General features: G+C 60.8%; 29 protein-coding genes. 10 read left to right on the forward strand and 19 right to left on the reverse strand.

What is annotated here, in order from left to right:
* Positions 1 to 160: 160 nt before the first annotated feature.
* Positions 161 to 883, reverse strand: coding sequence for a monofunctional biosynthetic peptidoglycan transglycosylase (mtgA, locus tag KGB25_RS00910; protein WP_008026152.1), 723 nt, complete (start codon positions 881 to 883; stop codon positions 161 to 163).
* A 74-nt stretch (positions 884 to 957) separates the two neighbouring features.
* Between mtgA and KGB25_RS00915 the strand changes: the two genes are divergently transcribed.
* The 4 genes from KGB25_RS00915 (at position 958) to trmB (ending at position 3,210) form a co-directional block, all read left to right on the forward strand.
* The gene (locus tag KGB25_RS00915) at positions 958 to 1,329 is read left to right on the forward strand and encodes a DUF423 domain-containing protein (protein WP_223434048.1); all 372 of its coding nucleotides are present in this window, start codon (positions 958 to 960) and stop codon (positions 1,327 to 1,329) included.
* Between the two features lie 90 nt (positions 1,330 to 1,419).
* Entirely contained in the window at positions 1,420 to 1,620 is a 201-nt protein-coding gene (thiS, locus tag KGB25_RS00920; RefSeq protein ID WP_008026157.1) for a sulfur carrier protein ThiS, read from the forward strand.
* 60 nt (positions 1,621 to 1,680) lie between these two features.
* Positions 1,681 to 2,475, forward strand: a complete 795-nt coding sequence (locus KGB25_RS00925) for a thiazole synthase (RefSeq protein ID WP_008036703.1) — start codon at positions 1,681 to 1,683, stop codon at positions 2,473 to 2,475.
* Positions 2,476 to 2,484: 9 nt separating this feature from the next.
* Positions 2,485 to 3,210, forward strand: a complete 726-nt coding sequence (gene trmB / locus KGB25_RS00930) for a tRNA (guanosine(46)-N7)-methyltransferase TrmB (protein WP_008026161.1) — start codon at positions 2,485 to 2,487, stop codon at positions 3,208 to 3,210.
* Between the two features lie 125 nt (positions 3,211 to 3,335).
* On the opposite strand, the gene KGB25_RS00935 is transcribed toward trmB, so the two are convergent.
* The 9 genes from KGB25_RS00935 to KGB25_RS00975 all read right to left on the reverse strand — a co-directional run bounded on the left by KGB25_RS00935 (position 3,336) and on the right by KGB25_RS00975 (position 10,061).
* A complete protein-coding gene (locus KGB25_RS00935) occupies positions 3,336 to 3,659 on the reverse strand; it encodes a DUF3392 domain-containing protein (protein WP_008026163.1) in 324 nt (107 codons plus the stop codon).
* A gap of 22 nt (positions 3,660 to 3,681) precedes the next feature.
* Positions 3,682 to 4,887: a radical SAM family heme chaperone HemW gene (gene hemW / locus KGB25_RS00940; protein WP_223434049.1), complete on the reverse strand. Its 1,206-nt coding sequence runs from the start codon at positions 4,885 to 4,887 to the stop codon at positions 3,682 to 3,684.
* Entirely contained in the window at positions 4,884 to 5,480 is a 597-nt protein-coding gene (gene rdgB / locus KGB25_RS00945) for an RdgB/HAM1 family non-canonical purine NTP pyrophosphatase (RefSeq protein ID WP_008036695.1), read from the reverse strand. The genes hemW and rdgB overlap by 4 nt, the downstream gene beginning before the upstream one ends.
* Positions 5,477 to 5,911, reverse strand: coding sequence for a DUF4426 domain-containing protein (locus tag KGB25_RS00950; protein WP_223434050.1), 435 nt, complete (start codon positions 5,909 to 5,911; stop codon positions 5,477 to 5,479). The genes rdgB and KGB25_RS00950 overlap by 4 nt, the downstream gene beginning before the upstream one ends.
* A 26-nt stretch (positions 5,912 to 5,937) precedes the next feature.
* Positions 5,938 to 6,558, reverse strand: a complete 621-nt coding sequence (metW, locus tag KGB25_RS00955) for a methionine biosynthesis protein MetW (RefSeq protein WP_008036692.1) — start codon at positions 6,556 to 6,558, stop codon at positions 5,938 to 5,940.
* A gap of 7 nt (positions 6,559 to 6,565) precedes the next feature.
* Complete coding sequence (gene metX / locus KGB25_RS00960) at positions 6,566 to 7,705, reverse strand: homoserine O-succinyltransferase MetX (RefSeq protein ID WP_008036684.1); 1,140 nt, start codon at positions 7,703 to 7,705, stop codon at positions 6,566 to 6,568.
* 202 nt (positions 7,706 to 7,907) lie between these two features.
* Positions 7,908 to 8,495, reverse strand: a complete 588-nt coding sequence (locus KGB25_RS00965) for a YggT family protein (RefSeq protein WP_008026173.1) — start codon at positions 8,493 to 8,495, stop codon at positions 7,908 to 7,910.
* A gap of 24 nt (positions 8,496 to 8,519) precedes the next feature.
* Complete coding sequence (gene proC, locus KGB25_RS00970; protein WP_223434051.1) at positions 8,520 to 9,338, reverse strand: pyrroline-5-carboxylate reductase; 819 nt, start codon at positions 9,336 to 9,338, stop codon at positions 8,520 to 8,522.
* Between the two features lie 36 nt (positions 9,339 to 9,374).
* Positions 9,375 to 10,061, reverse strand: a complete 687-nt coding sequence (locus KGB25_RS00975; protein WP_008026178.1) for a YggS family pyridoxal phosphate-dependent enzyme — start codon at positions 10,059 to 10,061, stop codon at positions 9,375 to 9,377.
* 57 nt (positions 10,062 to 10,118) lie between these two features.
* Here KGB25_RS00975 and KGB25_RS00980 point away from each other — a divergent pair, with 57 nt between their 5' ends.
* Positions 10,119 to 11,153 (forward strand): type IV pilus twitching motility protein PilT, encoded by a 1,035-nt coding sequence (locus KGB25_RS00980; protein ID WP_008036678.1) that lies wholly within the window; start codon positions 10,119 to 10,121, stop codon positions 11,151 to 11,153.
* A gap of 131 nt (positions 11,154 to 11,284) precedes the next feature.
* Here KGB25_RS00980 and KGB25_RS00985 read toward each other — a convergent pair whose 3' ends face one another.
* Positions 11,285 to 11,905 carry a C40 family peptidase gene (locus tag KGB25_RS00985; protein WP_008036675.1) on the reverse strand — a complete coding sequence of 207 codons (621 nt, stop codon included), beginning with the start codon at positions 11,903 to 11,905 and terminating at the stop codon, positions 11,285 to 11,287.
* Between the two features lie 250 nt (positions 11,906 to 12,155).
* Between KGB25_RS00985 and KGB25_RS00990 the strand changes: the two genes are divergently transcribed.
* Positions 12,156 to 12,587, forward strand: coding sequence for an NINE protein (locus KGB25_RS00990; protein WP_008026184.1), 432 nt, complete (start codon positions 12,156 to 12,158; stop codon positions 12,585 to 12,587).
* Positions 12,588 to 12,681: 94 nt separating this feature from the next.
* Here the strand turns inward: KGB25_RS00990 and KGB25_RS00995 are convergent, their stop codons facing one another.
* The 8 genes from KGB25_RS00995 to KGB25_RS01030 form a co-directional block, all read right to left on the reverse strand.
* Positions 12,682 to 13,953, reverse strand: coding sequence for a dihydroorotase (locus tag KGB25_RS00995; RefSeq protein WP_223434052.1), 1,272 nt, complete (start codon positions 13,951 to 13,953; stop codon positions 12,682 to 12,684).
* The gene (locus tag KGB25_RS01000) at positions 13,950 to 14,954 is read right to left on the reverse strand and encodes an aspartate carbamoyltransferase catalytic subunit (RefSeq protein ID WP_223434053.1); all 1,005 of its coding nucleotides are present in this window, start codon (positions 14,952 to 14,954) and stop codon (positions 13,950 to 13,952) included. Before KGB25_RS01000 ends, KGB25_RS00995 begins: the two co-directional genes overlap by 4 nt.
* 27 nt (positions 14,955 to 14,981) lie before the next feature.
* Positions 14,982 to 15,485 carry a bifunctional pyr operon transcriptional regulator/uracil phosphoribosyltransferase PyrR gene (gene pyrR, locus KGB25_RS01005; protein ID WP_008026190.1) on the reverse strand — a complete coding sequence of 168 codons (504 nt, stop codon included), beginning with the start codon at positions 15,483 to 15,485 and terminating at the stop codon, positions 14,982 to 14,984.
* 82 nt (positions 15,486 to 15,567) lie between these two features.
* Positions 15,568 to 16,005: a Holliday junction resolvase RuvX gene (gene ruvX / locus KGB25_RS01010; RefSeq protein ID WP_007945492.1), complete on the reverse strand. Its 438-nt coding sequence runs from the start codon at positions 16,003 to 16,005 to the stop codon at positions 15,568 to 15,570.
* A complete protein-coding gene (locus KGB25_RS01015) occupies positions 16,005 to 16,577 on the reverse strand; it encodes a YqgE/AlgH family protein (RefSeq protein WP_032832312.1) in 573 nt (190 codons plus the stop codon). Before KGB25_RS01015 ends, ruvX begins: the two co-directional genes overlap by 1 nt.
* Before the next feature lie 203 nt (positions 16,578 to 16,780).
* Positions 16,781 to 17,680 carry an energy transducer TonB gene (locus KGB25_RS01020; protein ID WP_008026197.1) on the reverse strand — a complete coding sequence of 300 codons (900 nt, stop codon included), beginning with the start codon at positions 17,678 to 17,680 and terminating at the stop codon, positions 16,781 to 16,783.
* A 77-nt stretch (positions 17,681 to 17,757) separates the two neighbouring features.
* Complete coding sequence (gene gshB, locus KGB25_RS01025) at positions 17,758 to 18,711, reverse strand: glutathione synthase (protein WP_008026199.1); 954 nt, start codon at positions 18,709 to 18,711, stop codon at positions 17,758 to 17,760.
* Positions 18,712 to 18,913: 202 nt separating this feature from the next.
* Positions 18,914 to 19,084, reverse strand: coding sequence for a hypothetical protein (locus KGB25_RS01030; RefSeq protein ID WP_157214348.1), 171 nt, complete (start codon positions 19,082 to 19,084; stop codon positions 18,914 to 18,916).
* Here KGB25_RS01030 and pilG point away from each other — a divergent pair.
* The 4 genes from pilG to KGB25_RS01050 all read left to right on the forward strand — a co-directional run bounded on the left by pilG (position 19,073) and on the right by KGB25_RS01050 (position 22,647).
* Positions 19,073 to 19,477: a twitching motility response regulator PilG gene (gene pilG, locus KGB25_RS01035; RefSeq protein ID WP_008026200.1), complete on the forward strand. Its 405-nt coding sequence runs from the start codon at positions 19,073 to 19,075 to the stop codon at positions 19,475 to 19,477. The genes KGB25_RS01030 and pilG overlap by 12 nt on opposite strands.
* Before the next feature lie 57 nt (positions 19,478 to 19,534).
* Positions 19,535 to 19,900: a twitching motility response regulator PilH gene (pilH, locus tag KGB25_RS01040; protein ID WP_007897961.1), complete on the forward strand. Its 366-nt coding sequence runs from the start codon at positions 19,535 to 19,537 to the stop codon at positions 19,898 to 19,900.
* 10 nt (positions 19,901 to 19,910) lie between these two features.
* Complete coding sequence (locus tag KGB25_RS01045; RefSeq protein WP_008026202.1) at positions 19,911 to 20,444, forward strand: chemotaxis protein CheW; 534 nt, start codon at positions 19,911 to 19,913, stop codon at positions 20,442 to 20,444.
* A 145-nt stretch (positions 20,445 to 20,589) separates the two neighbouring features.
* Positions 20,590 to 22,647, forward strand: coding sequence for a methyl-accepting chemotaxis protein (locus KGB25_RS01050; protein ID WP_008026203.1), 2,058 nt, complete (start codon positions 20,590 to 20,592; stop codon positions 22,645 to 22,647).
* The last annotated feature ends 5 nt before the right edge of the window (positions 22,648 to 22,652 follow it).

Raw genomic sequence — 22,652 nt, forward strand, 5'->3', positions numbered from 1 at the left:
ACGCCCCGATCATTGATCGGGGCGTTTTTGTTTGTATCGAGTACGCATAACCCCCTGTAGGAGCGAGGCTTGCCCGCGAAGGGGCCGTACCAGTCACTATCATCATCGACTGACACACCGCCTTCGCGGGCAAGCCTCGCTCCTACAGGGATAGCGTCAATCACTGGGCCCAAGGCGCCCGGCGTGAATCGTTGAGCCCCAGCAGATAGCTGTCGCCACCCAGCTGGCTCATCTGCTGCCGAATCCACCCGGCGCGACGTGCGACGTAATTCGTCGGGTGACTCGCGCTCCACACCCGTGGGTTAGGCAATACAGCCGCCAGATAACTGGCCTGCTGCCGGGACAGCGACTTGGCGCTTACACCAAAGTGATGGCGAGCCGCCGCTTCCGCGCCAAACACCCCGTCATCCCACTCGACGCTGTTCAGGTACACCTCAAGAATCCGCTGCTTGGGCCAGAACACTTCGATCAGCCCGGTAAACCAGGCTTCCAGACCTTTGCGCAGCCAGCTACGGCCGGACCATAAAAACAGGTTTTTCGACACTTGCTGGCTCAAGGTGCTGGCGCCGCGAACCGAACCCCCCAGCTCGTTGTGCGCCAGGGCTGCGCGGATCGCGCCGAGGTCAAAACCCCAGTGCTCCGGGAATTTCTGATCCTCACCGGCAATCACCGCGACTTTAAGGTCGTCGGAGATTTCATCCCAGGGTTTCCAGGTGCGTTGCAGGTCGATGGGCTCGCCGTCGAACCAGGATTCGATCTTGCGCTCGACCATCAGCGTCGTGCCCGGTGGCGGCACCACGCGGAAAATCAGCACCAGCAATACGCTGCCGCCCGCGAACCAGAGCACGGCCTTTGTAAATCGTCGTAAAAATAAACGCAGCATAGAGATGGCTTGGCCGAACCCATTGAGCGGGCCATTATACAGACCCTGTTGATCGAGTCTGACTGGAGTTCTTCATGCTGCGTGGCTTTCTGATGCTGGCCGCTTTCTTCGGCTTCACCGGCGTTGCCCTTGGCGCATTCGCCGCCCACGGCTTGAAAAGCCGCCTGACGCCTGAATACCTGACGATTTTCCACACTGGCGTCACCTACCAATTGGTGCACACCTTGGCATTGCTGGGTGTCGCACTGCTTGCCACGCAGATTCAGGGTCGTTTGATCACGTGGGCCGGCGCCTCTTTCGCCATTGGCATCCTGCTGTTTTCCGGCAGTTTGTACCTGTTGACCCTGACCGGTATCAGCAAGCTCGGAATCATCACGCCCTTCGGCGGCCTGGCATTCCTGATCGGTTGGCTCTGTCTGGGCCTTGCCGCCTGGCGGTTGAGCTGACCGGGTGGTCCATTTCATGACGAATGGCTTGGGTCGCCAAGACTGATCGGGCTAGAATGCCAGCCCCTAAAAATGATGGCGGCATCCGGCATGCGCATTCAGTTGAACGGCGAATCCCTTGAACTGCCCGACGGTGAAACCGTTGCGGCCCTGCTGACCCGTCTGGAACTGACCGGACGCCGGGTAGCGGTCGAACTCAATCTGGATATCGTCCCGCGCAGCCAGCATGCGGACACCACATTGAACGACGGCGATTCAGTCGAAGTGGTACACGCCATCGGCGGCGGCTAGTCGCCCGGCCCGCAAGGGCACAGAATTCTGCAAGAACCTCACCCCTACAGAGGATTTCCCATGAGCATCGTTCGTAGCGACAAGCCCTTCGTCCTGGCCGGTCGTACTTACCAGTCGCGTTTGCTGGTAGGCACCGGCAAGTACCGTGACATGGAAGAAACCCGACTGGCCATCGAGGCCTCGGGTGCCGAGATCGTCACCTTCGCCGTGCGCCGCACCAACCTCGGCCAGACCCCGGGCGAACCGAACCTGCTCGAAGTCCTGTCGCCGGATCGCTACACCTTCCTGCCTAACACCGCCGGTTGCTTCGACGCTACCGAGGCTGTGCGCACTTGCCGCCTGGCCCGTGAGCTGCTCGGTGGTCACAATCTGGTGAAGCTGGAAGTGCTGGCGGACCAGAAAACCCTGTTCCCCAACGTGATCGAAACCCTCAAGGCCGCCGAAGTGCTGGTCAAGGAAGGCTTCGACGTGATGGTCTACACCAGCGATGACCCGATCATCGCCCGTCAACTGGCGGAAATCGGCTGCATTGCGGTCATGCCGCTGGCCGGTCTGATCGGCACGGGCCTGGGGATCTGCAACCCGTACAACCTGCAGATCATCCTCGAAGAGGCCAAGATTCCCGTGCTGGTGGATGCCGGTGTCGGTACCGCTTCCGACGCCACCATCGCCATGGAGCTGGGTTGCGAGGCGGTGCTGATGAACTCGGCCATCGCCCATGCCCAGCAGCCGATCATGATGGCTGAAGCCATGAAACACGCCATCGTTGCAGGCCGCCTGGCCTACCTCGCCGGCCGCATGCCGAAAAAACTCTATGCCAGCGCCTCTTCGCCGCTGGATGGTCTGATCAAGTAAGAGCCATTGATGACTGAATCAAACGACACGCCAATCCAGACGGAAGAAGGCGACGAGCGCCAACACCGCCGCATCAAGAGTTTCGTGATGCGCGCCGGGCGCATGACCGAAGGCCAGCAAAAAGGTCTGGAACAGGGCACGCCGCTGTTCGTGCTGCCATTGGCCGACGCGCCGGTGGACTTCGACCAGGTATTCGGTCGTTCGGCACCGCGTTCGCTGGAAATCGGTTTCGGCATGGGCCATTCGCTGCTGGAAATGGCCGCCGCTTCGCCGGAACAGGATTTCATTGGCGTGGAAGTGCACCGTCCGGGTGTGGGTGCGCTGCTCAATGGCGTGCTGACTCAGGGCCTGACCAACCTGCGGGTCTACGATTGCGACGCGATCGAAGTGCTCAACCGTTGCGTGGCCGACAACAGCCTCGATCGCCTGATGCTGTTTTTCCCGGACCCATGGCACAAGAGCCGCCACCACAAGCGCCGTATCGTTCAGGCGTCGTTCGCTGAACTGGTGCGCAGCAAGTTGAAGGTCGGCGGTATTCTGCACATGGCCACCGACTGGGAACCGTACGCTGAATACATGCTGGAAGTGATGAACGTTGCGCCGGGTTACCGCAACCTGGCCGAAGACGGCAAGTGCGTGCCACGCCCGGCCGAGCGTCCGATCACCAAGTTCGAACGCCGTGGCGAACGACTTGGGCATGGCGTGTGGGACCTGAAGTTCGAAAAGCAGTCCTGAACTATCTGAAACCTGTAGGAGCGAGGCTTGCCCGCGAAGGGGCCGTGTCAGTCACCATCACCATTGACTGACACGGCCCCTTCGCGGGCAAGCCTCGCTCCTACAGGTTTTTTTGTGTTCGGAAATCAGCGGCGGTCGGCGACGACGCCAATCAGCACCAACACCACCAACAATACCGGCGCCAGGCTGTAGTTGTTGAACTGGCTCAAACCACGAACGATCCACGGTGTGGCGTAGATCAGCGCGGCACCGCTGCCGATCATGCACACCAGCGCGAGCAGCGGGACGCGCAAAGCGCCGGCGATGCTGCCCAGGCGTTGATCGATCCAGGCTTTGATGTCCGCGCCGAACAGCACCAGCAAACAGCCCACCAGCGCCAGAGAGATTTCCGACAGGTTGCTGCGGCTCCAGCGGGAGACGGTGGCGAGCAGGTCGAGTATCAAATCCATTCGTTTTCCCTTACGGCTGAAATCAGCTCAGAAATGTTTGCAGCAAGTCATTGAGGAACAATTGCCCGCGCTCGGTGGCCGCCAGGCGTGACGGTTCGACCTGCAACAGGCCGCTTTGTTCGGCTTCGCGGCGGCCTTCGGCGAGGCTTTCCAGGCTCAGCCCGGTGCGCTCTGGATACAGCCGCGATTCGACCCCATCAGTCAGGCGCAAAGCGTTCATCAGGAAATCGAACGGCAGTTCATCGTTGGTCAGCGCTTTCTCGCCAGCCTTGAAGCTTTTCGCCGGGTTCAGGTAATCCTTCGGCAGGCGCGTCTTCCAGGTGCGCACGATGCGCCCGTCCGGATGACTGAGCTTGCCGTGGGCGCCGGCACCGATGCCGATGAAGTCGCCGAAGCTCCAGTAATTGAGGTTATGCCGCGCTGGACGACCGGGCAGGGCATACGCCGAGACTTCGTATTGTGCGTAACCGTGCTCGGCGAGCAGCGCCTGGCCGGCCTCTTGAATGTCCCACAGCGTGTCGTCTTCCGGCAGCACAGGCGGCTGGTTCCAGAACACCGTGTTCGGCTCCAGCGTCAGCTGATACCAGGACAAGTGGGTCGGCTTCAGGGCGATGGCCTGGCGCAGATCGCTCAAGGCGTCGTCCAGCGACTGATCGGGCAAACCGTGCATCAAGTCCAGGTTGAAGTTATCGAACCCGGCCTGGCGCGCCATGCCGGCGGCTCGCACCGCTTCATCGCCGTTGTGAATCCGCCCCAGTGCCTTGAGTTTCTCTTCCTGAAAGCTCTGGATGCCGATCGAGAGCCGATTGATGCCCAGCGCGCGGTAGGCGACGAACTTCTCTTGCTCGAACGTGCCCGGATTGGCCTCCAGGGTGATTTCAATGTCGCTGGCAAACGGAATCCGTTGCTCGACGCCTTTGAGCAAACGGCCCAAGGCTTCGGCGCTGAACAGGCTCGGCGTGCCACCACCAAAGAAGATCGAGCTCAACTCGCGGCCGTAGACCGCGTGCAAATCCTGATCGAGGTCCGCCAGCAAGGCGTCGACGTACTCTTCTTCCGGCAGCACCGGGTTTGCGGTGTGGGAGTTGAAGTCGCAATAAGGGCATTTGCGCACACACCACGGGATGTGGATGTACAGCGCCAGGGGCGGCAGCACGGGGAGCGCAGCCCGAGGCGATTGTGCGTCACCGCCGTAGATCAGCGGTGGCGCGGATGATTCACGGGTCATTTCAAGCCCAGACGCTGGCGCAGCAGATCCATTGCACGGGCGCGGTGGCTGATGAGGTTCTTGTCGCTCGGGCTCAGCTCGGCGCTGGAGCAATCGCGCTCGGGCACCCAGAACAGCGGATCGTAACCGAAACCGTGCTCGCCACTGGCTTGGGTCAGGATGCGCCCATGCCACAGCCCTTCGCAGAGGATCGGCAGCGGATCATCAGCGTGGCGCACCAGCGCCAGCACGCAGACGAACTGCGCGCCGCGCTCGGCTTGCGGCACGTCTTTCAAGGCGTCGAGCAGTTTGGCGTTGTTCGCCGCATCGCCTTTGCCGTCAGCGTAACGAGCCGAGTAGATACCCGGTGCGCCGCCAAGGAAATCCACCGCCAACCCGGAGTCGTCGGCCAACGCCGGCAGGCCGGAAATGCGCGCGGCATTGCGGGCCTTGAGAATGGCGTTCTCGACGAACGACAGACCGGTTTCTTCAGGCTCGACGCTGCTGAACTCGCCGATCGAGCGCAGATGCACCGAGTCGCCGAGCATGGCCTGGAGTTCCTTGAGTTTGCCGGCGTTGTGGCTGGCCAGTACGAGTTGCGTGAAATTCATCATTGGCCGGGGAAAAGCTCTTGTTGGAAACTGATGGTGTTGGTTTTGTCGCCGGTCTGCACTTTGATATCGAAGGTGCGGACTTCCTGTTGCTCCACAGGGTATTGCGCAATGTAGTAGATCGCGCCTTGTTCGGTGATCTGCTTGAATTTCAACGGCACACTTTGGCTGGTGAGGTCTTTGACCGTGCCGCTGACCTCAGAGATCAGCGGTTTGCCATCCTTGATCACTGAGACGTTGATCACGCCCTGGTTCTTGCTGCGGACCAGTTCGGCGGACTTGGCAATGTCCGGTGTCAGGAACGTGGAGTTGAAGGTGTTGTAATGCACCGTCACGTCACCGAAGGTTTCCTTGCGCTCGCCCTTGATGACGTCGGCGGCCATGGCGGTAACGCTCAGGCAGGCAGTGAGTAGAAATAACGCTAGACGACCCATGATCGTTCTCCTTGAAATAGGGTGGTTCAGACCGCGACCTTGTGATCCTGCAGTCCTGGACTGCTGACGCGGTAAATACCGATCTCACCTAACAGATTAGGCCATAGCTTACTGGCCCACCCGTGCCGATGCTGTTGATCCACGGCAAGCCGATCAATGACCTTGGCTTCACGTTCGCGGCAAAGTGCTTCAAAGTCTTCGAAAGTGCAAAAGTGGATGTTCGGCGTGTTGTACCAGGTGTACGGCAGAAACTCGGACACCGGCATCCGGCCCTTGCTCGCCAGATACCAGCGGCAGCGCCAGTGACCGAAGTTGGGGAAGGTGATGATGCATTGGCGACCGACCCGCAGCATTTCGTCGAGAATCTTGTCCGGGTAGTGCACGGCTTGCAGCGCCTGGGTCATGACCACGACGTCGAAACTGTTGCTGGCAAAGTTGCCCAGGCCCTTGTCCAGGTCCTGCTCGATCACGTTGATGCCCTTGGCCACGCACTCGGCGATGTTGTCCGCGTCGTTTTCCAGGCCGTAGCCGGTGACTTGTTTGTTGTCGCGCAGCCACGTCAGCAGCTCGCCGTCACCGCAACCGAGGTCAAGCACGCGGCTGCCGGCGGGGATCCATTCCTGGATGATTTCCAGATCAGCTCTCATGGCTTTCTCACAACGTAATGCGGTTCATGTAATTGCCGAATGCCTGCAGATAGCGCGGGATCGGAATCAGGAAGGCGTCGTGGCCTTGCGGAGCGTCGATCTCGAGGTAGCAGACGTCTTTCTTGGCCGCCATCAGCGCGTCCACCAGTTCCCGCGAGCGGGCCGGGGAGAAACGCCAGTCGGTGGTGAAGGACATCACGCAGAACTTGGCCGAAGCGCCGGCGAAGGTTTTCGCCAGGTCATCGTCGAAGTTTGCTGCCGGGTCGAAGTAGTCCAGCGCCTTGGTCATCAGCAGGTAGGTGTTGGCATCGAAACGCCCGGAGAACTCTTCGCCCTGATAACGCAGGTAGCTTTCAACCTGGAACTCGACGCTGTGGAAGTCGTAGTTGAGCTTTTCGCTCTTCAGGCCGCGGCCGAATTTTTCGCCCATCGAGTCATCGGACAGATAAGTGATGTGCCCGACCATCCGCGCCAGCATCAAGCCGCGCTTGGGGATCACGCCCGCTTCCTGGAACGAACCGCCGTGGAATTCGGGGTCGGTGAGGATTGCCTGGCGTGCGACTTCGTTGAAGGCGATGTTCTGTGCCGACAGCTTCGGTGCCGAGGCAATGGCCAGGCAGTGACGAATGCGATCGGGGTAGGTGATGCTCCATTGCATCGCCTGCATGCCGCCGAGGCTGCCACCAATCACGGCGGCCCATTGGCTGATGCCGATCCGGTCGGCCAGGCGCGCCTGGCTGTGCACCCAGTCTTCCACGGTCAGCACCGGGAAATCGGCGCCGAACGGCTTGCCGGTTTCCGGGTTGACACTGCTCGGGCCCGTGGAGCCGTTGCAACCGCCGAGGTTGTTCAGGCTGACCACGAAGAACTTGTTGGTGTCGATCGGCTTGCCGGGGCCGATGCAGCTGTCCCACCAACCGGGTTTGCGGTCGTCTGGGCTGTGGAAGCCGGCGGCGTGATGGTGACCGGACAAGGCGTGACAGATCAGCACGGCGTTGCTCGCCGTGGCGTTCAGCGTGCCGTAGGTTTCGTAAATCAGGTCATACGCTGGGAGCGAACGGCCACAGGCCAGGGCCAGGGGTTCACTGAAGTGCGCCACTTGCGGCGTCACCAGACCAACAGAATCGGCGGGAAAGGCAGTTGGCATCGACCCTGCTCTCGTTGAAATGAGGCGTAAGTCTAAAGACCGGTGGGGTTAGCGGCAAGCAAAGGCCGGGCCTGATTTCATTCAGTTGAACCGAGGCGCTACATTCGCGGGCAAGCCTCGCTCCTACAGGTCATGCGGCAATGTTGAAATGGCGCATGACCTGTAGGAGCGAGGCTTGCCCGCGAAGAACGATGACGCGGTATCAGATCAGCCCGAGCAAACCCTGCGGCATCAGGGCAAAGTACGCCAGCCGCGGAATCAGCCAGCTTTGCAGCAACTGGATCACGATAAACGCGAAGATCGGCGAGATATCGAGGCCGCCCAGGTTCGGAATGATCCGGCGGAACGGGGCCAGTACCGGTTCAGTAATCTGCGCGACCAGTTCGGCGCCCGGATTGTGGCTACCCGGCGCGACCCAGGACAGAATCACGCTGATGATCATCGCGTAGAACAGAATGTTCAAAAACAGCGAGAACAGCGCAATCAGCGCCCACGGCACCAGCAGCACCCAATCGACCATGAAGCCTTTGAGCGACACGATGACCGCGATTAGCAGCATCTGCACGATCAGCGCCAGCACCAGTGACGACATATCCAGCCCGAACATGCTCGGGATGACCCGGCGCAGCGGCTTGAGCAGCGGCTGGGTGGCCTTGACGATGAACTGGCAGAGCGGGTTGTAGAAGTTCGCCCGGACCAGTTGCAGGATGAAGCGCAACAGCACAATCAGCAGATACAGGCTGCCCAGGGTCTTGATGATGAAAATGGCAGCGTCGTTGAGTCCTAGCATCATTTATTCCTTTGTAAGGGCTGATTAGCGACCGAGCTGCTCAGCCATCTCGGCCGAGCGGTGCGCAGCGGCGCCGAGTGCTTTTTCTACCAGCGCTTCGAAGCCGCCAGCCTGGAACGATTTGATTGCAGCTTCTGTGGTGCCCGCCGGCGATGTCACACGGCGACGCAGTTCAGCCGCGTCGACATCGCTGGCAACCGCCATGTGTGCGGCGCCCAAGGCAGTTTGCAGGGTCAGTTGGGCAGCGATGTCCGCCGGCAGGCCGAGCTTCACGCCGGCGGCGGTCATGGCTTCGATCAACAGGAAGAAGTACGCCGGGCCCGAGCCGGAGACGGCGGTGACGGCGTCCAGTTGCTGCTCTTCATCCAGCCACAAGGCGATGCCCACGGCCGACAGCAGTTCTTGCGCCTGTTGGCGCTGTTCTGCGGTGACTTCGGCGGTGGCGAACAAACCGCTCACGCCCTGACGCAGCAGCGCCGGGGTATTGGGCATGCAGCGCACGATCGGTTGCGCGCCGAGCCAGTTGGTCATGCTGGCGCAGGTGATGCCGGCGGCGATGGATACCACCAGTTGATCCGGTTTCAAGCTCGGGCGAATCGCTTCGCACACGGCTTTCATCGCTTGCGGTTTGACCGCCAGAACGACCACGTCGGCGCCTTGAATGGCCTCGGCGTTGTCAGCGAATACTTCGATGCCGTGTTCGGCGTTCACTTTGGTGCGGGTTTCTGCGCCCGGGTCGCTGGCGCGGATCTGCGCGGCGTCCAGACCTTTGGCGCGCAGGCCGCCGATCAGGCTGGCGGCCATGTTGCCGGCACCGATAAAGGCAATACGAGTTTTGCTCATGTCAGGTCCTTATAAATAGAAGAGTCGGCCATGGGTTCAAGGCTGACCGTAGTCGCGGGCGCCAAACAGGGCCGTACCGATGCGGACCCAAGTGGCGCCTTGGGCGATGGCCGACTCAAGGTCGTGGCTCATGCCCATGGAAAGTGTGTCGAGCGGCAGGTTCAGGCTGGCTTGCAGGCTTTGCACGGCAGCAAAAGCGGCGTCCTGGGCGGCGCGATCTTCCGTCGGTTCGGGAATCGCCATCAGCCCGCGCAGCTTGATGCGCGGCAGTTCGCTGATGGCGTTGGCCAGGGCCGGCAGGTCGGCCGGGGTGCAACCGGATTTGCTGGCCTCACCGCTGACATTGACCTGGATGCAGATGTTCAGTGGCGGCAGATCGGCAGGGCGTTGTTCGGACAGGCGTTGTGCGATTTTCAAGCGATCCACGGAATGCACCCAAGCGAAGTGCTCGGCGATAGCGCGAGTCTTGTTCGATTGAATGGGGCCGATGAAGTGCCAGATCAAGGGCAGGTCGGCCAATTCGAGCTGTTTGCCCAGGGCTTCCTGCAGGTAGTTCTCGCCAAAGTCGCGCAGGCCGGCGGCATGTGCTTCGCGCAGGGCCTCGGCGGGCTTGGTCTTGCTCACGGCCAGGAGCTGAACGCTGTGTTCGTCACGGTGGGCGGCGAGGGCTGCAGCCCGGATGCGTGAACTAACCAGGGCTATGTTGTCTGCTATCGTGGACATTCAAGAGGCGCCAGCGGGTCTGAGGTTGGCGGCATTCTACTGGAATTGAGGAGTGCTATGGATATCACTGAGCTGCTGGCGTTCAGCGCCAAACAAGGAGCGTCCGACTTGCACCTGTCGGCAGGCCTGCCACCGATGATTCGCGTCGACGGCGATGTGCGGCGCATCAATCTGCCAGCCCTGGATCACAAGGAAGTTCAGGAGCTGGTCTACGACATCATGAACGACACCCAGCGGGTGGATTTCGAGAAACACCTGGAAACCGACTTTTCCTTTGAGGTGCCCGGCGTTGCGCGTTTCCGGGTCAATGCGTTCAACCAGAGCCGTGGCGCCGGCGCGGTGTTCCGGACCATTCCGTCGAAGGTCCTGAGCATGGAAGACCTCGGGATGGGGGAAGTGTTTCGCAAGATTACCGACTCCCCCCGTGGCCTGGTATTGGTCACCGGCCCGACCGGTTCCGGCAAGTCCACCACCCTGGCGGCGATGATCGACTACCTGAACAACCATCGTCATCACCACATCCTGACCATTGAAGACCCGATCGAATTCGTCCACGAATCACGCAAATGCCTGATCAATCAGCGCGAAGTCCATCGCGATACCCGCAGCTTCGCCACGGCCCTGCGTTCGGCGTTGCGGGAAGACCCGGATGTGATTCTGGTGGGCGAGATGCGTGATCTGGAGACTATTCGCCTGGCGCTGACGGCTGCCGAGACCGGCCATCTGGTGTTCGGCACGTTGCACACCACGTCGGCGGCGAAAACCATCGACCGGATCGTGGATGTGTTTCCGGGGGATGAGAAGTCGATGGTGCGTTCGATGCTGTCCGAGTCGCTGCTGGCGGTGGTGTCGCAGACGCTGGTGAAGAAGATCGGCGGCGGGCGGATCGCGGCGCACGAAATCATGCTGGGAACGTCGGCGATTCGTAACCTGATCCGCGAGGACAAGGTGGCGCAGATGTACTCGTCGATTCAGACCGGCGGGAATCTGGGGATGCAGACGCTGGATATGTGCTTGAAGGAGCTGGTGACCAAGGGCTTGATCAGCCGCGAGCATGCGCGGGATAAGGCGCGGTCGCCGGATAATTTTTGACCAGTCCGGAAACGCCATCGCGAGCAGGCTCGCTCCCACAGGTGAATGCATTCCAATGTGGGAGCGAGCCTGCTCGCGATGGGGGCGGCAGGTTCAAAGCAAAATCCCGGGTCAGGCCCGGGATTTTCAAATCAACGCTGAACAACCTGCAGCGTGTTCTTCTCTTTAGGCAGAACCCGCTTGGCAACCACGTAGTGGCTTTCCCAGTACGGTTTCTTCAAAGTGTCGATGGTCACCGACTTGCCACGGCGTGGTGCGTGGATGAAGCGGTCGTTGCCCAGGTAGATGGCAACGTGATTGACCCGGCGGCTCTTGATGTTGAAGAAAATCAGGTCGCCCGGCTTCAGGTCGCCGCGTTCGACTTTCTCGCCATGACCGCTGGCCATGGCGTTCGAGGTGCGCGGCAGGTCAAACGTGGCGTCGTTGAACGCGTATTTCACTAGGCCGCTGCAATCGAACCCTTTACTTGGGCTGCTGCCGCCCCAACGGTAAGGTGTACCGAGGACGTTGACGGCACGGCTCAGCACATTGCTGCTTTCCTTGGTCGCCATCGGCGGGACAAGCTTGCTGTTGGCTTTGCTCAGCGAAGTCGGTTGCTTGGCAGTTTGTTTGTTTTTGCTCGAAGGAGCAGAAACATGGGATTTTGGGGTGTAACCATTAACGTTAGGAAGACGTTGCTCACGATTGGTGGCGTGGGCGGCCAGTGGCATCAAAAGGCAAATGGTTAGCCATGTCTTGAAAAATGGACGCATTAGGCAAGGCTCGTGTTGGTTAGCGCGAAACTTTATAACAGCTTTTTTTGTCATTCCGAGGCCGTTGGTCGATTCAACCTGGCGGTCAACGGAGCCCAATACGCGGCAAATAGACGCAATTGTCGGACAGAAGTCAGGTGCTATAAGGGTTTGACGGGAGACACGGTAGCATTTGCCATACGTCGGCCACCTGTAAAAAAGTCACAAAGAATTCAAGAATATTTATCTATCGTGTGATTCGAGGCCATTCATGAACACCTATCGACACCCCGTTCCACATCAAGATACCCACAGCAAAGTGATCGGTTACCTGCTGTGGATTTTCGGTTTTACCGGTGCCCACCGCTTTTATTACGGCAAACCGGTGACCGGGACGATCTGGTTTTTCACCCTGGGTTTACTGGGTATCGGCTGGCTGATCGACGTGTTCCTGATCCCGGCCATGGACCGTGAAGCGGACCTGCGTTTCACCGCCGGGCCTATCGAATACAACGTTGCGTGGATTCTGCTGACGTTTCTGGGAGTGTTCGGCGTGCACCGGATGTATCAGGGGAAGTGGATCAGCGGGTTGCTGTACCTGGTGACGGGCGGGTTGTTCTTTCTGGGGGTTTTGTATGACTTCTGGACGCTGAATGACCAGGTTTCCGTGCGTAACGCGCAGAATCGCGGCACCTTCCAGTAAGTCATCGCTAGCAGGCTAGCTCCCACAGGGGATTTGTGTAATTCACAGATCCTGTGTGGGAGCTAGCCCTGCTAGCGATTGGGACAACGCGGTCTTACGCCTGGTGGCTAATCCGCCCATCCACCAGCGTGTAACGCACCACACCCGGCAAGCTATGCCCAATGAACGGGCAGTTCTCACCCTTGGACAGCCAGGTTTCACCGGCCACGGTCGAAGCCGCCGGATCGAACAGCACAATATCCGCCGCACCACCCACCGCCAGTTTCCCCGCCGGCAAGCGCAAGGCTTGCGCAGGCCCGGCACTCAGGCGTGCCAGCAACGTCGGCAGATCGAGCAAACCGTCTTCCACCAGCGTCATCGCCAGCGGCAGCAACAGTTCAACGCTGCTGATCCCAGGCTCCGTCGCACCAAACGGCGCCAGTTTGGCGTCCCGTTCATGGGGCTGGTGATGACTGGAAATCGCCGAAACCACCCCGGACTTCACCGCCTCACGCAAGCCATCACGGTCGGCGCGGGTGCGCAGCGGCGGCTGGACGTGATAGAGGCTGCTGAAGTCGATCAGCGCTTCATCGGTCAGGATCAGCTGGTACAGGGCGACATCCGCCGTCACCGGCAATCCGCGCGCCTGAGCCTGAGCAATCAGGGCCACGCCGCGAGCGCTGGTCAGCTGGCTGAAGTGCGCGCGCACGCCACTTTGCTCGACCAGCAACAGATCACGGGCCAGCGCCACGGTTTCTGCGGTTTCCGGAATACCCGGCAAGCCGAGGAAACTGGCGGTCGGACCTTCATGCGCCAAGCCACCTTCGGCCAGATCATGGTCCTGCGAGTTGAAAATCACCGTCAGGTCAAAGGTCGCCGCGTACTCCAGCGCCCGGCACAGGGTGCGGGTGTTGCGGAAGCTTTCCAGACCGTTGCCGAAGGCCACGCAACCAGCATCGCGCAACGCTACGAGCTCAGCCAGTTGCTCGCCGTCCAGGCCTTTGCTCAGGGCACCAATCGGGAACACCTTGGTGTTACCGGCCTCGCGGGCGCGGTCGAGGATCAGTTCGGCCACGGCCGAGGTGTCCAGCACCGGTTTGGTCTTCGGCGGGCAGCACAGGCTGGTCACGCCACCGGCAGCAGCGGCGCGGGTTTCGCTGACGATCGAGCCTTTACGGCTGTAGCCCGGCTCGCGCAGGGCGACGTTCAGGTCAACCAGCCCCGGTGCGGCCACCAGGCCTTGAGCGTCGATGGTATCGACGGCAACAAAACCGGCGGGTGCGGCGCCAAGGGAGACGATCTTGCAGGCTTCGATGTGGATATCAGTCACTTGATCCAGCCCGCTGACTGGATCGATCACGCGGGCGCCGAGAATGCTGAGCTTCACTGAACGTCCTCCTGCTCGAATTGGCGCTGGGCAGTCTGCCCGCTCATGGCCATGGACAGCACGGCCATACGAATCGCGATGCCGTAGGTTACCTGGTTGAGAATCACCGAATGCGGACCGTCGGCCACCGCCGACTCAATCTCAACCCCGCGGTTGATCGGCCCTGGGTGCATGACGATGCAGTCCGGTTTGGCCCCGGCCAGGCGCGCGGTGGTCAGGCCGAACAGGCGGTAGAACTCGCCCTCGCTCGGCAGCAGGCCGCCGGTCATGCGTTCGCGTTGCAGGCGCAACATGATCACCACGTCGACGTCTTTCAGGCCTTCGGTCATGTCGGTGTAGACCTTCACGCCGTATTGCTCGATGCCGATCGGCAGCAGGGTTTTCGGCGCGATCACGCGGATGTCCGGGCAGCCGAGGGTTTTCAGCGCCAGCATGTTCGAGCGCGCCACCCGCGAGTGCAGGATGTCGCCGACGATGGCCACGGACAGGTTTTCGAAGCTGCCTTTGTGCCGACGGATCGTCAGCATGTCGAGCATGCCTTGGGTCGGGTGCGCGTGACGGCCGTCGCCGCCGTTGATGATCGCCACTTGCGGGCACACGTGTTCGGCGATGAAGTGCGCGGCGCCGGAATCACCGTGGCGCACGACGAACATGTCGGCGGCCATGGCTTCCAGGTTGCGCAGGGTGTCGAGCAGGGTTTCGCCCTTGCTCGCCGACGATGTCGAGACGTTGAGGGTGATCACGTCCGCCGACAAGCGCTGGGCCGCCAGTTCGAAGGTGGTGCGGGTGCGGGTGGAGTTTTCGAAGAACACGTTGCACACGGTCTTGCCGCGCAGCAACGGGACTTTCTTCACTGCCCGGGCGCCGACTTCGAGGAACGAGTCGGCGGTGTCGAGGATTTCCGTCAGCAGCTCGCGGCGCAAACCGTCGAGCGAGAGGAAGTGGCGCAGCTGGCCCTGATCATTGAGCTGCAGCGGGCGCTTGGTTTCTAGAGGCGTCATCGCGAGGGGGACTCTCAATAGGGCGAATTAAAGGGCGAGGTCTTGCAGTTCGAGCTTGAGTTCCGGACCGGACAGCTTCACGCGCTCGTGGGCGGCCAGCGATAACGTCGCGCCGACCACGTTCGGGCGGATCGGCAGCTCGCCGGCGTCCAGGTCCAGCAGGCACACCAGCGTCACGCTGGCCGGGCGGCCGTAGTCGAAGAGTTCGTTCATCGCGGCGCGGATGGTGCGGCCGCTCATGAGTACGTCGTCGATCAGCACCAGGTCCTGGCCTTCGATCTCGAACGGCAGCGCCGAAGGGCGCACCTGCGGGTGCAGGCCGTTCTGGCTGAAATCGTCACGGTAGAAAGACACGTCCAGGGTGCCGAGCGGCGCGTCGCTGCCCAGTTCTTCGAGCAACGCCTGGGCAACCCAGACGCCGCCGGTACGAATACCGATGTAGCGCGGTTCGCTGATGCCACGGTGTTCCAGATGTGCCTTGAGACGGATCGCCATCTGGCTGATCAGTTCGGCGGGATTGGGCAGGCTCATGGTTGCTCCTTCTTGGGCCCGGGCCGGGTGCTGCTGGCGGTGGCTCGGGTTGTCGCTATAGAGAGTCGCTTGTTACGACTCTTCAGGATTCGAACAGTGCGCTGTTTTCATCGAGCCAGCCTTGCAGCAGCAGGGCGGCGGCGATGGCGTCGACCGGGTTGTCGCGGTAACTGCCCTTTTGCCCGCCGCGATCACGTCGTTCGCCCTTGGCTTCAAACGTGGTCAGGCGTTCATCGTGGGTATAGAAGGGCAGGTTGTAGCGGCCGTTGAGGCGGCGGGCGAACTTCTCGGCGCGCAGGCACATGTCGCTGGGCGTGCCGTCCATATTGAGCGGCAGGCCGACCACCACGGCATCGGGTTTCCACTCTTTGATCAGCGCTTCGACCTGATTCCAGTCGGGCACGCCGTTTTGTGCCTTCAAGGTGCACAGCTCGCGGGCCTGGCCGGTAATCACCTGGCCGACCGCCACGCCGATCTGTTTGGTGCCGTAGTCGAAACCCAGAATCAGCCGCAGGGCCATCAGGCGTGTCCCGCCTGGCTGGTGAGCAGGCTGAGGTTGACGCCCAGGTGCTTGGCCGCTGCTTCGAGGCGCAGTTCGCTGCTGGTGTTGAACAGGATGTCGGCATCGAACGGGCAGGTCAGCCAGGCGTTCTGCGCCAGTTCGGCCTCAAGTTGCCCGGCTTCCCAGCCTGCGTAACCGAGGGCGATCAGGCTTTTTGCCGGGCCGACGCCATCGGCGATGGCGAACAATACGTCCTGGGAGGTGGACAACGACAGGTCGCCTTCCAGATCAACGGTCGCCTGAAATTGCTTGCCCGAGGGGTGCAGGACAAAACCGCGATCGGTCTGCACCGGGCCGCCGATGAAGATCGGCACATGCTGGCAGAGCAGCGGTGGCTCGATATTGGGGCGCAATTGCTCGAGGATATCGGCCAGATTCAGGTCTTGCGGACGGTTGACCACCAGCCCCATGGCACCATTGGCCGTGTGCTCGACGATGTAGGTCAAGGTGTGGGCAAAGTTCGGGTCGGCCATGTGAGGCATGGCGATCAGGAAGTGATGCTTGAGGTAGCTTGGGCTGACGTTCTTCATGAGCGCTAGTGTGGCGTTGGAGGGGCGAACTGACAAGCTGGGGATGCACAGGAAATGCCTGCGTGGGTGTCTTTTTGATGTCTGTTTGCTTGAGGGCCTCTTCGCGGGCAAGCCTCGCTCCTACAGGTTTTGCATGTTCCGCAAACCTGTAGGAGCGAGGCTTGCCCGCGAAGGCGTCGGTCAAAACAACCGCAATCCTTCGGTCAGTTGCTGGAGAGGCGATCGCCGCGCGCAAATTTCCAGGTGCGGATGATTTCCAGTCGGTCGATGTCCGACAAATCCCCGGTAAACGGCGAAAACGGCGCAGCCAGTCGCACAATTCGCTGTGCCGCCTGATCCAGCAGCGGTTGCCCGGACGACTCCAGTACCAATACTTCAAAAAGCGAGCCGTCGCGGTTGATCGAGACCATCAAGCGCAAATTGCCGTAAATCTGTTTGCGCCGCGCTTCATCCGGATAATTGAGGTTGCCGATGCGCTCGACCTTTTTGCGCCATTCATCCTTATACCAGGCGCCTTTGTCGCGCATGGTCGAGGCCGCGCTCAGGCGGTGGATGCGTGGGCGCTTGGCGTACAGCTGCTGTTCGTTGGCCAGTTCCGCTTCGAGGCTGGCGATGTCGCTGGACAGCTGTTCACTGTCGAACGTCGGCGCGGCGATGGCGGGTTTGGTGGCAGGTTTGGGCTCTTCGGTCTTGGCCGCGGCTTTCTTCGGCTTCGGTGCGACGGTGGTCACGGCAGCCTTGGGCGCTGCTTCCTGGACTTCAGGCTTGGCGGCCGGCGGTGGCGTGACTTTTTGCACCTTGTTGTCCTGGAACGGCGCGACCTCGGTGGTCTTGGGAATCGCCTTTTTATCCAGGGTGCCGCTGCCTTCCTGATTTTCCTGCGCGAGGAAGTCGGCCTTCGCCGGTTTCTTTTCGCTCTTGAAGGTGGCGAGGGTGATTTCCAGGGTTTTGCTGATTTGCTTGGGTTCGACCATCGTAAAGCCGACGCCCAACAGCAAGGCCAGGTGAATCAACGCCGCGAGAAACAGGGTAAATCCGAGACGATCAGCCGGGCGCACGCCACGATGGGCGAGTTCAGCGGGCAGATCGGACGGAAGTGTCATGACAAGAAAACCAACATCGCGTTTTTCAGAGGCCGCGCATGATAGCGCAATGTTGGTTTCATCTTGGGTGTTCTATATCAACGGGCCTTGAGCTTCTGATCGATGGCATCCATCAACAGGCCGCCGATGTCGGTGCCGAACGCGTTATCAATCTCGCGAATGCAGGTCGGGCTGGTGACGTTGATTTCCGTCAGGTGCTCGCCGATCACGTCGAGACCTACGAACAGCAGGCCTTTCTCGCGCAGGGTCGGGCCGACCTGGGCGGCGATCCAGCGATCCTTGTCGCTCAGCGGACGGGCTTCGCCACGACCACCGGCGGCGAGGTTGCCGCGGGTTTCGCCGGCCGCCGGAATCCGCGCCAGGCAATAATCCACCGGCTCGCCGTCGATCATCAGGATGCGTTTGTCGCCGTCCTTGATCGCCGGCAGGTACGCCTGGCCCATGATCTGCTGGGTGCCCAGCGCGGTCAGGGTTTCCAGGATCACCGACAGGTTCGGGTCACCAGCACGGTGACGGAAGATCGAGGTGCCGCCCATGCCGTCCAGCGGCTTGAGGATCACATCGCCATGTTTGGCGGCGAATTCACGCAGCACGTCGGCGCGGCGGCTGACCACAGTCGGCGGCGTGCACTGCGGGAACAATGTGGCGAACAGTTTTTCATTGCAGTCACGCAGGCTCTGCGGCTTGTTGACCACCAGCACACCCGCGCGCTCGGCTTGCTCGAGCAGATAAGTGGAGTAGACGAACTCCATGTCGAACGGCGGATCCTTGCGCATCAGGATCACGTCCAGATCGCTCAGCAGTGCGTCGGTCTCGTCTTCCAGCTCGAACCATTTTTCCGGGTTGGCGAAAACTTTCAGCGGCCGCATCCGCGCCCGGGCTTCACCTTCGCCTTGATACAAGTCGCGCTGTTCCATATAGAACAGTTCCCAGCCGCGCTTCTGTGCGGCCAGCAGCATGGCCAGCGAGCTATCCTTTTTATAGGAGATGCTGGCAATGGGATCCATGACAATCCCGACGCGAACGCTCATGGGTTTTTCCTCTGAAGTGGGGTAGGCCTATGTAAGTCCCCTGTAGGAGCGAGCCTGCTCGCGATGGACTTCAGGACACCGCGCTTATCCTGCTGGCACGCGTCATCGTTGACGACCATCGCGAGCAGGCTCGCTCCCACAAAAGATCAATCCAAAGGACCGTATAAAAGTGGCGTCAGAGTGGCGCTGAGTGTGTTCCCGGTCAAGGAAAAACCACTTCAAAGGACGCCCGATAGATTGCATTTGGAGACTGTGCTAAAAAGGCTGCCATGTCGTGCTGGCCCTTGAGTATCAAGGGTTTCAAGCCGCCGGTAACCGGAAAACGGACAATTTGATTCGCAAAGGCGACGGTAGAGCATTTATGGGCCAGCATTCCAGCGCCTTGAAGGTCATGGTGATCGACGATTCGAAGACGATTCGTCGCACCGCCGAAACGCTGTTGAAGAATGTGGGTTGTGAAGTCATTACGGCCATCGATGGTTTCGATGCGCTGGCGAAGATTGCCGATCATCATCCCGGCATCATCTTTGTCGACATCATGATGCCGCGTCTGGATGGCTATCAGACCTGCGCTTTAATCAAGAACAACAGTGCGTTCAAGTCCACGCCAGTGATCATGCTGTCGTCCAAGGACGGGTTGTTCGACAAGGCCAAGGGGCGCATCGTCGGCTCCGACCAGTTTTTGACCAAGCCTTTCAGCAAGGAAGAACTGCTTAACGCGATCCAGGCCCATGTACCGGGCTTCGCCGCCGTTTTGCCGCAGTAGGACACGCACAGTGACGCTCGGCCAGCGGGCCCGGCGTCGACAAGAATGGGGAAAACCATGGCACGTATTCTGATCGTCGATGATTCGCCGACCGAAATGTACAAACTGACCGGCATGCTGGAAAAGCACGGTCATGAAGTGTTGAAAGCCGAAAACGGCGCCGACGGCGTGGCCCTGGCCCGTCAGGAAAAACCCGACGCCGTGCTGATGGACATCGTCATGCCCGGCCTCAACGGTTTCCAGGCGACCCGTCAGTTGACCAAAGACCCGGAAACCGGGCACATCCCGGTGATCATCATCACCACCAAGGATCAGGAAACCGACAAGGTCTGGGGCACGCGCCAGGGCGCCAAGGATTACCTGACCAAACCGGTCGACGAAGACACCCTGATCAAAACCCTGAACAACGTGCTGGCCGGTTGATCACCCGACCATGACCGAGTCGTTGACCGCCTTCGAACTGCTGCTGCAGATCGACCAGCGCTGTCGTCTGCTGGCGGCGGATCTGCCGTCGCAGCCAACCCGACAGGACAGTTGGAGCGGCATCGGTTTTCGTTTGGGCGAGGCGTGGTACGTCGCGCCGATGGGTGAAGTCAGCGAAGTCCTGCATGAACCGCGCTTCACCCAGTTGCCGGGGGTCAAGCCTTGGGTCAAGGGCGTGGCCAACCTGCGTGGGCGCTTGTTGCCGATGATGGATTTGAGTGCCTTCTTCGGGCACGAATTATCGGCGGTGCGCAAACAGCGGCGGGTGCTGGTGGTGGAGCATAACGAGGTGTTTGCCGGGTTGATGGTCGATGAGGTTTTCGGCCTTCAGCACTTTGCCCAGGACAGTCTGGAGCCGGTGGATAACTTGAGTGGCCCGATTGCACCGTTCATCAAGGGCCGGTTTCAGCGCGAGCAGAATTGGCAGGTGTTCAGCCCGTTTGCGCTGGTGCGGTCGCAAAGCTTCATGCACGTAGCGCTGTAAACGCGGCAACGCCGATCCTGTAGGAGCGAGGCTTGCCCGCGAAGAACGATAACGCGGTATTCCTGCAAGACCGCTTCGCCTGCTTCGCGGGCAAGCCTCGCTCCTACAGGGGCTTGGGTGAATTGGGTAGTACAGGCGAGGACCGATGATAAAAGCTAAAACAGGCAAGCCAGAAGGATCGCGCAGCCGCTCGCAGATCATCGCGCTGTTCATCGCGCTGATTGTCTTCATCATGCTGCTGTTCGCCAACTTCGCTTACCTCAACACCCAGGCCTCGTACGATAAACAGTACATCGGCCACGCCGGTGAGCTGCGCGTGCTGTCCCAGCGCATCGCCAAAAACGCCACGGAAGCCGCCGCTGGCAAGGCCGCGGCGTTCAAGTTGCTCAGCGATGCGCGCAACGATTTTGCCCAGCGCTGGGGTTATCTGAAGAAAGGCGACCCTTCCACCGGGCTGCCGCCGGCACCGTCCGCCGTGCGCCCGGAAATGCGCGCCGTGCAGCTGGATTGGGAGCGTGTGCTGAAAAACACCGACGCGATCCTTTCCAGCGAACAGACGGTTTTGTCGCTGCATCAAGTCGCCGCCACCCTCGCTGAAACCGTGCCGCAATTGCAGGTCGAGTACGAAAAAGTCGTCGAAATTCTCCTGCAACGCGGTGCGCCCGCCGCTCAGGTGGCGATGGCCCAGCGTCAGTCGTTGTTGGCCGAACGTATCCTCGGCGCGGTAAACACTGTGCTGTCCGGCGACGAAAATTCGCAACAGGCCGCCGACGCGTTTGGCCGCGACGCCGCGCGTTTCGGCCTGGTGCTCACGGGTATGCTCCAGGGCAATCCGGCACTGAAAGTCAGTCAGGTCGAAGACCACGATGCCCGTGCCCGCTTGATCGAGATTTCCGAGCTGTTCGAATTCGTCTCCGGTTCGGTGGATGAAATCCTCGAAACCTCGCCGGAACTGTTCAAGGTCCGCGAATCGGCGACCAACATATTCAGCCTGTCGCAAACCCTGCTCGACGAAGCCTCGCACCTGGCCTCCGGGTTTGAAAACCTCGCCAGCGGGCGCAATACAGACACCATTGGCGGCTACGTACTGGGTTTGGCGGCGCTGATGTCGATCATCCTTATCGGGATGGTGATGGTGCGCGAAACCAATCGCCAACTGCGCGAAACCGCCGAGAAGAACGAGCGCAACCAGAACGCGATCATGCGCCTGCTCGACGAGATCGAAGACCTGGCCGACGGCGACCTGACCGTGACCGCTTCGGTGACCGAAGACTTCACCGGGACCATCGCCGATTCGATCAACTATTCCGTGGACCAGCTGCGCGATCTGGTGGCGACGATCAACCTCACCGCCGGCCAGGTCGCCGCCGCCGTGCAGGAAACCCAGGCCACTGCCATGCACCTGGCGCAGGCCTCGGAGCATCAGGCGCAACAAATCAGCGAAGCTTCCACCGCGATCAACGACATGGCGCAGTCCATCGATCAGGTGTCGGCCAACGCTGCCGAATCCTCGGCGGTGGCCGAGCGCTCGGTGGAAATCGCCAACAAGGGCAACGAGGTGGTGCACAACACCATCCACGGCATGGACAACATTCGCGAGCAGATTCAGGACACCGCCAAGCGCATCAAGCGCTTGGGCGAGTCTTCGCAAGAGATCGGCGACATTGTCAGCCTGATCGATGACATTGCCGACCAGACCAACATTCTTGCACTCAACGCCGCGATCCAGGCCTCCATGGCCGGTGATGCCGGGCGCGGTTTTGCGGTGGTGGCCGACGAGGTGCAACGGTTGGCCGAGCGCTCGTCCGCCGCGACGCGGCAGATCGAAACCCTGGTGCGGGCGATCCAGGCCGACACCAACGAAGCGGTGATTTCCATGGAGCAGACCACCACCGAAGTGGTGCGTGGCGCGCGTCTGGCGCAGGATGCCGGTGTGGCTCTGGAAGAAATCGAAGGCGTGTCGAAAACCCTCGCGGCGTTGATCCAGAGTATTTCCAACGCGGCACAACAGCAGACGTCTTCGGCCGGGCAGATTTCCCTGACGATGAACGTGATCCAGCAGATCACCACGCAGACTTCGTCCGGTTCCACCGCCACGGCAGAGAGCATCGGCAACCTGGCGAAAATGGCCAGCCAGCTGCGACGTTCGGTGTCCGGTTTCACCTTGCCGGCCGCCAAGGCGCAGACTGTGGATAAAGTGTGAGGCGC

The organism is Pseudomonas sp. BF-RE-21, assembly GCF_019947305.1.
GTDB lineage: Bacteria > Pseudomonadota > Gammaproteobacteria > Pseudomonadales > Pseudomonadaceae > Aquipseudomonas > Aquipseudomonas migulae.

Excerpts from the sequence above, each read along its gene's own strand:
- metW (WP_008036692.1), bottom strand. The coding sequence starts at position 6,558 with ATGAGAGCTGATCTGGAAATCATCCAGGAATGGATCCCCGCCGGCAGC.
- pyrR (WP_008026190.1), bottom strand. The coding sequence starts at position 15,485 with ATGAGCCTGCCCAATCCCGCCGAACTGATCAGCCAGATGGCGATCCGT.
- KGB25_RS00950 (WP_223434050.1), bottom strand. The coding sequence starts at position 5,911 with ATGGGTCGTCTAGCGTTATTTCTACTCACTGCCTGCCTGAGCGTTACC.
- KGB25_RS00975 (WP_008026178.1), bottom strand. The coding sequence starts at position 10,061 with ATGTCCACGATAGCAGACAACATAGCCCTGGTTAGTTCACGCATCCGG.
- KGB25_RS01045 (WP_008026202.1), top strand. The coding sequence starts at position 19,911 with ATGACCGAGTCGTTGACCGCCTTCGAACTGCTGCTGCAGATCGACCAG.
- KGB25_RS01000 (WP_223434053.1), bottom strand. The coding sequence starts at position 14,954 with ATGACGCCTCTAGAAACCAAGCGCCCGCTGCAGCTCAATGATCAGGGC.
- pilG (WP_008026200.1), top strand. The coding sequence starts at position 19,073 with ATGGGCCAGCATTCCAGCGCCTTGAAGGTCATGGTGATCGACGATTCG.
- KGB25_RS01050 (WP_008026203.1), top strand. The coding sequence starts at position 20,590 with ATGATAAAAGCTAAAACAGGCAAGCCAGAAGGATCGCGCAGCCGCTCG.
- KGB25_RS00980 (WP_008036678.1), top strand. The coding sequence starts at position 10,119 with ATGGATATCACTGAGCTGCTGGCGTTCAGCGCCAAACAAGGAGCGTCC.
- metX (WP_008036684.1), bottom strand. The coding sequence starts at position 7,705 with ATGCCAACTGCCTTTCCCGCCGATTCTGTTGGTCTGGTGACGCCGCAA.
- KGB25_RS00925 (WP_008036703.1), top strand. The coding sequence starts at position 1,681 with ATGAGCATCGTTCGTAGCGACAAGCCCTTCGTCCTGGCCGGTCGTACT.
- KGB25_RS00965 (WP_008026173.1), bottom strand. The coding sequence starts at position 8,495 with ATGCTAGGACTCAACGACGCTGCCATTTTCATCATCAAGACCCTGGGC.
- hemW (WP_223434049.1), bottom strand. The coding sequence starts at position 4,887 with ATGACCCGTGAATCATCCGCGCCACCGCTGATCTACGGCGGTGACGCA.
- KGB25_RS00990 (WP_008026184.1), top strand. The coding sequence starts at position 12,156 with ATGAACACCTATCGACACCCCGTTCCACATCAAGATACCCACAGCAAA.
- KGB25_RS00985 (WP_008036675.1), bottom strand. The coding sequence starts at position 11,905 with ATGCGTCCATTTTTCAAGACATGGCTAACCATTTGCCTTTTGATGCCA.
- pilH (WP_007897961.1), top strand. The coding sequence starts at position 19,535 with ATGGCACGTATTCTGATCGTCGATGATTCGCCGACCGAAATGTACAAA.
- KGB25_RS01015 (WP_032832312.1), bottom strand. The coding sequence starts at position 16,577 with ATGAAGAACGTCAGCCCAAGCTACCTCAAGCATCACTTCCTGATCGCC.
- proC (WP_223434051.1), bottom strand. The coding sequence starts at position 9,338 with ATGAGCAAAACTCGTATTGCCTTTATCGGTGCCGGCAACATGGCCGCC.
- ruvX (WP_007945492.1), bottom strand. The coding sequence starts at position 16,005 with ATGGCCCTGCGGCTGATTCTGGGTTTCGACTACGGCACCAAACAGATC.
- rdgB (WP_008036695.1), bottom strand. The coding sequence starts at position 5,480 with ATGATGAATTTCACGCAACTCGTACTGGCCAGCCACAACGCCGGCAAA.
- gshB (WP_008026199.1), bottom strand. The coding sequence starts at position 18,711 with ATGAGCGTTCGCGTCGGGATTGTCATGGATCCCATTGCCAGCATCTCC.
- KGB25_RS00935 (WP_008026163.1), bottom strand. The coding sequence starts at position 3,659 with ATGGATTTGATACTCGACCTGCTCGCCACCGTCTCCCGCTGGAGCCGC.
- trmB (WP_008026161.1), top strand. The coding sequence starts at position 2,485 with ATGACTGAATCAAACGACACGCCAATCCAGACGGAAGAAGGCGACGAG.
- thiS (WP_008026157.1), top strand. The coding sequence starts at position 1,420 with ATGCGCATTCAGTTGAACGGCGAATCCCTTGAACTGCCCGACGGTGAA.
- mtgA (WP_008026152.1), bottom strand. The coding sequence starts at position 883 with ATGCTGCGTTTATTTTTACGACGATTTACAAAGGCCGTGCTCTGGTTC.
- KGB25_RS01020 (WP_008026197.1), bottom strand. The coding sequence starts at position 17,680 with ATGACACTTCCGTCCGATCTGCCCGCTGAACTCGCCCATCGTGGCGTG.
- KGB25_RS01030 (WP_157214348.1), bottom strand. The coding sequence starts at position 19,084 with ATGCTGGCCCATAAATGCTCTACCGTCGCCTTTGCGAATCAAATTGTC.
- KGB25_RS00915 (WP_223434048.1), top strand. The coding sequence starts at position 958 with ATGCTGCGTGGCTTTCTGATGCTGGCCGCTTTCTTCGGCTTCACCGGC.